This window comes from Pseudomonas sp. (assembly GCF_050739655.1).
In the GTDB taxonomy this organism is placed as follows: domain Bacteria; phylum Pseudomonadota; class Gammaproteobacteria; order Pseudomonadales; family Pseudomonadaceae; genus Aquipseudomonas.
Map to the genome: position 1 here is coordinate 1 of NZ_JBOIBY010000290.1, position 5,640 is coordinate 5,640.

The 5,640-nt window shown below is 58.3% G+C and carries 6 protein-coding genes; 3 read left to right on the forward strand and 3 right to left on the reverse strand.

Going from position 1 to position 5,640, the window contains the following annotated elements; translation table 11 throughout:
- Nucleotides 1-55: 55 nt before the first annotated feature.
- Nucleotides 56-1,957: a 3-dehydroshikimate dehydratase QuiC gene (gene quiC / locus ACRESJ_RS14250; protein WP_431758459.1), complete on the forward strand. Its 1,902-nt coding sequence runs from the start codon at nt 56-58 to the stop codon at nt 1,955-1,957.
- A 102-nt stretch (nt 1,958-2,059) separates the two neighbouring features.
- Nucleotides 2,060-2,737, forward strand: a complete 678-nt coding sequence (locus tag ACRESJ_RS14255; RefSeq protein ID WP_431758460.1) for a TetR family transcriptional regulator — start codon at nt 2,060-2,062, stop codon at nt 2,735-2,737.
- Between the two features lie 60 nt (nt 2,738-2,797).
- On the opposite strand, the gene ACRESJ_RS14260 is transcribed toward ACRESJ_RS14255, so the two are convergent.
- From ACRESJ_RS14260 to ACRESJ_RS14270, 3 genes are all read right to left on the reverse strand, one after another.
- On the reverse strand, nt 2,798-3,652 hold the full coding sequence (locus tag ACRESJ_RS14260; RefSeq protein WP_431758461.1) for a shikimate dehydrogenase: 855 nt from the start codon (nt 3,650-3,652) through the stop codon (nt 2,798-2,800).
- Nucleotides 3,653-3,657: 5 nt separating this feature from the next.
- Nucleotides 3,658-4,098 carry a type II 3-dehydroquinate dehydratase gene (aroQ, locus tag ACRESJ_RS14265; protein WP_431758462.1) on the reverse strand — a complete coding sequence of 147 codons (441 nt, stop codon included), beginning with the start codon at nt 4,096-4,098 and terminating at the stop codon, nt 3,658-3,660.
- Between the two features lie 205 nt (nt 4,099-4,303).
- Nucleotides 4,304-5,215: a LysR substrate-binding domain-containing protein gene (locus ACRESJ_RS14270; RefSeq protein WP_431758463.1), complete on the reverse strand. Its 912-nt coding sequence runs from the start codon at nt 5,213-5,215 to the stop codon at nt 4,304-4,306.
- A 119-nt stretch (nt 5,216-5,334) separates the two neighbouring features.
- Here ACRESJ_RS14270 and ACRESJ_RS14275 point away from each other — a divergent pair, with 119 nt between their 5' ends.
- A complete protein-coding gene (locus tag ACRESJ_RS14275; RefSeq protein WP_047533558.1) occupies nt 5,335-5,541 on the forward strand; it encodes a tautomerase family protein in 207 nt (68 codons plus the stop codon).
- Nucleotides 5,542-5,640 lie beyond the last annotated feature (99 nt).

The following is a 5,640-nucleotide window of genomic DNA, read 5'->3' on the forward strand; positions in this document are numbered from 1 at the left end:
CAGCGAAAGCGTGCAATGCCCTAACAAGATTGCCTCCACCACCGGGAGCCGAAACATGCAGCGTTCCATTGCCACCGTATCCCTGAGCGGTACCCTGCCGGAAAAACTCGAAGCCATTGCCGCCGCCGGTTTTGACGGTGTCGAGATTTTTGAGAACGACCTTCTCTACTACGCCGGCAGCCCTCGGGAAATTAAGCAGATGTGCGCCGATCTCGGGATCGCCATCACGCTGTTTCAACCGTTCCGGGACTTCGAAGGCTGCCGCCGCGATCGTCTGGCGCGCAATCTGGAGCGGGCTGAGCGCAAGTTCGACCTGATGCAGGAGCTGGGCACCGATCTGGTGTTGGTGTGCAGCAACGCTTCGGTCGACTCGGTCGGTGATGAACAAATTTTAGTCGATGATTTGCGCTTGCTGGCCGAGCACGCCGGGGCACGCGGCCTGCGCATCGGTTATGAAGCGCTGGCCTGGGGCCGACATGTGAACACCTGGCAGCAGGTGTGGAACATCGTCCGACAGGCGGATCACCCAAGCCTCGGAGTATTGCTCGACAGTTTCCATACGCTGTCGCTCAAGGGTGACCCGAGTGCTATCGCCGAGATTCCCGGCGACAAGATTTTCTTCGTGCAAATGGCCGACGCGCCGATCCTGGCCATGGACGTGCTGGAGTGGAGCCGGCATTTCCGTTGCTTCCCAGGCCAGGGCGAGTTCGATTTGCCGGGATTCCTCGCACCGATCATCAAAAGTGGCTATACCGGGCCGCTGTCGCTGGAAATCTTCAACGACGGTTTCCGCGCCGCGCCGCCACGGGCCAATGCCGCCGATGGTTTGCGCTCGCTGCTGTACCTGGAAGAAAAAACCCGCCAGCGCCTTGAGCAAGAGGCCAGCCAGACGGCCAATCGCGAGATCCTGTTCGAGACGCCCAAGGCCAGCGAATACAACGGTGTGGAGTTTCTCGAATTCGCCGTGGACGAAAGCCTCGGTGCCAAGCTCTCCCATTGGCTGGAGAAGTTGGGTTTCGCCAAGGCCGGCCAGCATCGATCCAAAAGCGTTAGCTTGCTGCGTCAGGGCGATATCAACCTGATCCTCAACTCCGAGCCGTACTCGTTCGCTCACAGCTTCTTTGAAGCCCACGGCCCATCGCTGTGCGCCACCGCCGTGCGGGTCAAGGACAGTGCCAGCGCCCTGGCGCGAGCTGTGGCTTACAAAGGCCAGCCCTATCGCGGGCTGGTCGGTCCCAACGAACTGGAACTCGCTGCTGTGCGTGCGCCGGATGGCAGCCTGATCTATCTGGTCGATCAGAACGCCGACGTCTATGGCACCGACTTCAACCTGTTGCCCGACGCACAGACCAGCGGCGGCCTCAAGCGCATCGACCACATGGCCATGGCGCTGCCCGCCGACAGCCTCGACAGCTGGGTGCTGTTCTACAAGAGCCTGCTGGATTTCGAGGCTGATGACGAAGTGGTTCTGCCTGATCCGTATGGTTTGGTGAAAAGCCGAGCGTTGCGCAGTCGAGACAGTTCGATCCGTTTGCCCCTGAACATTTCCGAGAACCGCAACACTGCGATCTCACACGCTTTGTCGAGTTATCGCGGCTCCGGCGTGCATCACATTGCGTTCGATTGCGACGACATCTTCGCCCAGGTCAGCCGCGCCAAAGAGGCGGGCGTACCGCTGCTGGATATCCCGCTCAACTACTACGATGACTTGGCGGCGCGCTTCGATTTCGATGACGAGTTCCTTAGTGAACTGGCCTATTACAACGTGCTGTACGACCGCGATGCTCAGGGCGGTGAGCTGTTTCATGTGTACACCGAGCCGTTCGAGGGACGTTTCTTCTTCGAGATCATCCAGCGCAAGAATGATTATGCCGGTTACGGCGCAGCCAACGTGGCTGTGCGACTGGCGGCCATGGCCAAGTCTCGAAGTGGTGCCGTACGTCAGACAAAGTTGTAGGAAAATCGTAAACACGCCGACAAACCGCTGCCGCACGGCTTCCTTCACTGTGCGGCGCGGCTCATAATCGCCAGCCTGTGCAGTGATGGCCGTGAGCCCGCAATGACAATACCTTCAGAACTCTCCGTAGCGCCCGAGCAGCCGATGACCGAGCCGCGCAAGAGTCGCAAGAACAACCCGGAAAAAACCCGCGAGAACATCCTTCAGGAAGCGATTGTCGAGTTCGTTCAGCAGGGCCTTTCAGGGGCGCGCGTCGATGCCATCGCCGAGCGCATCCATACCTCCAAGCGCATGATCTATTACTACTTCGGCAGTAAGGAACAGCTCTATGTCGAGGTTCTGGAAAAGCTCTACGGCGATATCCGCAGCACCGAAAACCGTCTGCACCTGGCCGAACTGGCGCCGGTGGAGGCGATTCGGCGGTTGGTGGAGTTCACCTTCGATCACCATGACCGCAACGTCGATTTCGTGCGGATCGTCAGCATCGAGAACATCCACAACGCCGAGTATGTGAAGCAGTCCGATGCGATCAAGGCGATGAACAACACCATCCTCGATTCCCTGGGCGAGATTCTGCGTCGCGGTGCCGAGCTGGGTGTGTTCCGCAGTGGTCTTGATCCCTTGGATGTGCATTTGCTGATCAGTTCGTTCTGCTTCTATCGCGTGTCGAACCGTCATACTTTCGGTGAGATTTTTCAGATCGACTTGCCGGACGAAAGCGTCAAGCAGCGTCATCGGGAGATGATTTGCGAGTCGGTTTTACGTTATTTACAGGCATAAAAAGATCGCACCCTGCGGCAGCAATTGTAGGAGCTGCCGAAGGCTGCGATCTTTCGCTCTTCAACCATTCATGCTTTGAAAATGCGCCAGCATCCGCTGCGCATCCGGCACCACGCCACTGAACAACTCAAACGCCTTCACAGCCTGGAACACCGCCATGTTGCCGCCATCGAGCGTGCGGCAACCCAAGGCGCGGGCATTGCGCAGCAGTTCGGTTTCCAGCGGGAAGTACACAATCTCCGCGACCCATAATTCAGATCGAAGCAGTTCGACTGGCACGGGCATGCCCGGTAGTTTTTTCATGCCCATGGGCGTGGTGTTCACCAAACCATCAGCCTCGGCCAGGGCTCCAGGCAAATCAAGACCTGCAACCGCTCGGCCGCTACCGAAGTGTTGATTGAGGTTATCGGCCAGGCTCTGGGCACGGCTGATCTCCACATCGAAAATACTCAGTTGCTGTACGCCTTCGCTCAATAGCGCGTGGGCTACTGCGGCGCCGGCACCACCGGCACCCATCTGGACGACACGCCCAACGGCAACGCCCTTCAGACCACGGCGAAAACCCTCGGCAAAGCCCAGGCAATCGGTATTGTGGCCGATGCGTTTGCCGTCCTTGAGCACCACCGTGTTCACCGCGCCAATGCCGCGGGCTTCCGGCGACAACTCGTCAAGCAACGGGATGATGGCCTGCTTGCAGGGGAAGGTGATATTCAGCCCGGTGAAACTCATGCGTTCGGCTGCCAACAACAGGTCGGGCAGGGCATTGCTGTCGAGTTGCAACTGATCGAGGTCGATCAGGCGATAGAGGTAACGCAAACCCTGAGCATCGCCTTCGTGCTCGTGCAATGCCGGAGTGCGGGAAGCCTGGATGCCGGCGCCGATCAGTCCGGCCAATACCGCTTGGTTCTGACTCACGTTGTTCACCCTTTCAGAAGTTTGCTGAAATGCTCAAGCGCCAGGCGATAGCCATGGCTGCCGAAACCTGCCATTACCGCGGTGGCGATGGCGGACACGAACGAGTGGTGCCGGAAGGCTTCACGGGCATGGACGTTGGACAGGTGGACTTCAATCACCGGCAGTTCGCTGGCGACCAAAGCATCGCGGATCGCTACCGAGGTGTGAGTCCAGGCGGCCGGGTTGATCACGATCCCGGCGCAGCGGCCGCGGGCGGCGTGAATCCAGTCGAGCAATTCGCCTTCATGGTTGGTCTGGCGAAACTCCACCGCCAGGCCGAACTCTTCGCCGGCGCGACCGCACAGGGCGGATACATCAGCCAGGGTTTCGTAGCCGTAGGTCGACGGTTCACGGGTGCCAAGCAGGTTCAGGTTCGGGCCGTTGAGCACCAGAATGATGGGGGCCATCAAAGTATCTCCACTTATTATTTTTGGCATTGGCTGAGGGTTTCAGCCTGTGGGGATAAATTGTACTAGCTAGTTAATTTGGTCAATTGGAGAGACGGTCACCCGGCCATTTGTGTGCGGTGATCGAACACTGGAAAGGATCGCAGCCTTCGGCAGCTCCTACATGAGAGCGCCGCCATCTGGAGCTGCCGCAGGCTGCGATCTTTTAGCGAGGCAAATGCTCCAGCAGGAAATCGATAAACGCCCGCAATCTCAGAGGCATATGGCGACTTTGCGGGTAAAGCATCGTAAAGGGTCGCGATCGCCCGCCATATGGCTTGAGCACTTCTACCAGCGACCCATCAGCCAATTCCTTTTCGACAATGAAACGATAGGTCTGAAACAAACCCGCGCCGTGCTTTGCCAGCGTCACGCCGCCGAGCACGTCGTCGGAGCAACGGAAATTGCCCTCGGCCAGTATTTCTCGCTGCACGCCTTCTTCGTTAAACAACCAGGCAATGCGCCGGCCGCTGCTGGGCAGTTCGTATTGTATGCATTCGTGTTGTTGCAAGTCGTCGAGGGTCTGCGGCGTGCCTGCCTGCCTGAGGTAATCGGGGCTGGCGATCATTACCAACGCGGCGTCCTCCAGCTGTCGGGCGATCAGGCCAGAGTCGGGAATCGCCCGCACGCGAATCGCCATGTCATAGCCTTCGCCGACGAAATCAATGTTGCGATTACTGATGTGCGACTCGACCTTCACCTCTGGAAAACGTGCGCGGAAGGCCGGCAGCAACGGCAGGATCCGGTGATGGGCATAGGTGGTCGGAATACTGATACGCAAGGTTCCGGATGGCAGTTGCTGTTGCCCCATGACCTCGCGCTGGGCTTCAACCAATTGCGCCAATGCCTGGCGGCATTCTTCGTAATAACGGCGGCCGCTGTCAGTCAGCTTGACGCTGCGGGTGGTGCGCGCGAACAACCGCACCCCCAGACGCTCTTCCATGCGCGACACCGAGCGGCTCACCGCAGCCGGCGTAACGCCCGCCACCAACGCCGCCGCGGTAAAACTGCCAGCCTCGGCGGCCAGGCAAAACAGCTCGATGCTGCCTAATTGAAGATCGTCGAATTGTCGCTGCATGATTGATTACACCAGGGATCAAATTAAGTGCGTCAATCAGTATTTATCAGATGCCTGCACACAGATACAGTGACCTTGAGTCATCCAGTCGTTCAAAATCTGCGAGCAGGAGAAGCAACATGCCTTTCGTCAGCGTACGCATCACCCGTGACGGCGTTACCCGCGAACAGAAAGCCCAAGTCATCGCCGAAATCACCGAAACCCTTCAACGCGTGCTCGGTAAACCGCCGGAGCTGACCCATATCGTGATCGAGGAAATCGACACCGATAACTGGGGGTACAAGGGCATTACCACGACGGAATATCGAAAAAATCTGCCTGGGTAAATCCTGATGCAAGGCAAGCCGTCCTCATGACTATTGCCAGTCAGTTAAGTGATGAAGATCACCTGTAGGAGCGAGCTTGCTCGCGAAAAACCTGTAGAC